Origin of the sequence: Tropicimonas sp. (assembly GCF_047971885.1) — a bacterium.
Classification (GTDB): Bacteria; Pseudomonadota; Alphaproteobacteria; order Rhodobacterales; family Rhodobacteraceae; genus Tropicimonas.
This window is the reverse complement of sequence record NZ_JBKEAE010000132.1, coordinates 1-2,682: the sequence shown is the minus strand read 5'-3', so window position 1 is coordinate 2,682 and position 2,682 is coordinate 1. Positions and strand designations below refer to the sequence as shown.

Below are 2,682 nucleotides of genomic sequence, written 5' to 3'. Positions count from 1 at the left end.
GAGATGGTGCAGATCGTGCTCGACGATCATGACCTTCCGGCCGGGACTGAGGTGGCGGTGCTGGTCTCGGGGCTGGGGGCGACACCGGTGGACGAGCTTTATGTACTCTACGACCGGATGGAGCGCCGGATCGCGGCACGCGGGCTGAGCGTCTATCGCGCCTATGTCGGCAACTACTTTACATCGCTGGAAATGGTTGGCGCGACGCTCACGATCATGTCGCTGGATGACGAGTTGAAGGGGCTGCTCGATTCCGATGCCGAAAGCCCCGCTTTCAACTGGAGGGGCTGATGGAGCATATCCCCAATGCAGGTTCTGGCGGACTGGTGGCGGAAATCGCCCGGGTCGTTGTGGAAAACCGGGCCTACCTGTCGGAAATAGATGGCAAGATCGGCGATGGCGACCATGGCGTGAACATGGCCAAGGGGTTTGGCCGCACCGCCGAGCGGCTCGACGGCAGCGAAAGTCTGGATCAGGCGCTTTCCGCGCTGTCGGACGTGCTGATGTCCGAGATCGGCGGCTCCATGGGGCCACTCTACGGGATGATGTTCGCGGGCATGGCCGAGACGATCGAAGGCAGGGAGCGGATCGATGCCGGAACCTTCGGCGACATGCTTCAGGCCGGCCTCGACGAGGTGATGGATATCGGATCCGCCCGGGTCGGCGACAAGACCCTGCTCGATGCCTATGCGCCGGCGGTGGCTGCCTACAGGGCCGCGCTCGATGACGGCGCGGGCATGGCCGGTGCGCTCGAACGCCTGTGCGCGGCCGCGCAGACCGGACGCGACAGCACGGTCGACATGGTGGCAAGGGTCGGCCGGGCGTCGCGGCTCGGGGAACGGTCGCGCGGGGTGCTCGATGCCGGTGCCACCTCGTGCGCGCTGATTCTCTGTACGCTCTCGAACGGGGCGCGGGCACGGCTCGTTACGTGACGGGCGGTCTTGTGCCCGGCCCGGCAATCGGGTCAGGGTGAAGGAATGAAGCAGGTGGATTCCGAAGACATCGTTGCGGTGCTGCGCGAGATGGCCGGGCGCATGGGTGCGGCAACCGCCTATCTCGGCCAGCTCGACGGAGAGATCGGCGATGGCGATCACGGCTCCACCATGGCGCGCGGTTCCTCGGCCATCCTGCGCGCGCTGAACGAGGTCGATCCGAAATCCACCGATCTGTCGGCGCTGTTCGCGCTCAGCGCGGGGACCTTTCTCAATGCGGTCGGCGCGACGACGGGCCCTCTGTATGCTGCGGGATTCCTGCGCGCCGGTGTCTATGCCAACGGGCGCCGCAGTCTGGACGCAGACGAGGCGCCGATGCTTCTTGCGGCTGTCGGCGACGGGATTGGTTCGCGCGGCAAGGCGATTGCCGGCGACAAGACGATGATGGACGTATGGCTGCCGGTCGGGCAGGCCGTGCGCGAGGCGCGGCGGCAGGGCATGCCCCTGCGCGATGCGCTGGCATTGGCGCGGGCCGCGGCCGATCATGGCGCCGAAAGCACCCGCACCATGATGGCGGCGCGGGGCCGGGCGGCGCGGCTGGGCGAACGCAGCCTGGGCCATATCGATCCCGGCGCGGCCTCGGCTGCGATAATCGTCGGTTGTTTTGCCGATGTTCTTGCGCAGAGGCTTGGCTGATGCCGCCGAAACCCACAGCCGGCGCTCCGCGCTGTGACAGTGCCGCGTCGCAGGACAGTGGCCGGATGCCGCTGCGGTTCGGTGACGATCCCCTGCTCTGGGCAAGCTGGCTCTATTACGAGGAAGGGCTGACCCAGAGCGAGATCGCCAGCGTCATCGGCATTTCGCGCGCGTCCGTGGTGGCCTATCTCGCCGAGGCGCGTAATCGCGGCATCGTCAATATCGCGATCGAGACCGACAGGCTCCGCTCCCTTTCTGTCGCCAGGGCGCTGACCGACCATTTCGGGCTGAAGGATTGTCTGATCGTTCCCGGCGAGGGCGGCGGGCGTTCGCTGTTTGAGCGGCTCGGCTCCGCCGGGGCGCAGGTGCTGCGGGGGTTGTTGCGATCGGGCGATACCGTCGGCGTGGGCTGGGGGCGCACGGTGCTGGCCGTTGCGCAGGCGCTCGACCTTGACGATCTTCAGGATGTGCGCGTCGTGCAGGCCACCGGGTCGACGGCGGCGCATGTTCCGTATACGCCCGCGGCCTGCGCCACCGAAATGGCCGCCGCCATCCGGGCCGAGTGCATTCCGCTGTCGGCGCCGGCGATCCTGTCCAGCCCGGAACTGCGCGATCTGCTGTTGCAGGAAACGCCGGTGCGCGAGCAGCTTGCCTGCCTGGACGAGCTTAACCGGATCGTCTTCGGCATTGCCTCGGTCAGGCCGAATTCCACCCTTCACCTGTCCGGGTTCCTTCACGACGCGCCGCAGTTCCGCGATGCCTATTCCGGCGCGGTCGGCGCTATCGTGGGGCGCTACATCGACGATATGGGCCGCCCCGTCGAGGGGCCGCTCGATGCCCGGACCGTCGGTATCACGCTGGACGGGCTTGCCAGGGTCCGGCAGCGGATCGCCATTGCCGGCGGCATCGACAAGGTACCGGCGATACTGGCGACGCTTCGCGGCGGTTACGCGAATGTTCTGGTCACCGACGCGACGACCGGGATGGGGGTTCTGACCGCCGACGGGCAGAGCGATCTGGTTCCCCGGTTGCCGAAACGCCCCGTGGACGCGGT

General features: G+C 67.4%; 4 protein-coding genes. All 4 read left to right on the top strand.

The genetic code is table 11. The features are described from left to right. The coding region (locus ACK5IR_RS11295) for a dihydroxyacetone kinase subunit DhaK (RefSeq protein WP_416928932.1) at nt 1-291 on the top strand (291 nt) is incomplete at its 5' end. Further along, nucleotides 291-932, top strand: coding sequence for a dihydroxyacetone kinase subunit DhaL (gene dhaL, locus ACK5IR_RS11290; RefSeq protein ID WP_416928930.1), 642 nt, complete (start codon nt 291-293; stop codon nt 930-932). The genes ACK5IR_RS11295 and dhaL (ACK5IR_RS11290), both read left to right, overlap by 1 nt. Nucleotides 933-977: 45 nt before the next feature. After that, on the top strand, nt 978-1,628 hold the full coding sequence (dhaL, locus tag ACK5IR_RS11285; RefSeq protein ID WP_416928928.1) for a dihydroxyacetone kinase subunit DhaL: 651 nt from the start codon (nt 978-980) through the stop codon (nt 1,626-1,628). Between the two features lie 65 nt (nt 1,629-1,693). Next, nucleotides 1,694-2,682: sugar-binding transcriptional regulator (locus tag ACK5IR_RS11280; protein ID WP_416928926.1), on the top strand; the 989-nt coding region annotated here is incomplete at its 3' end.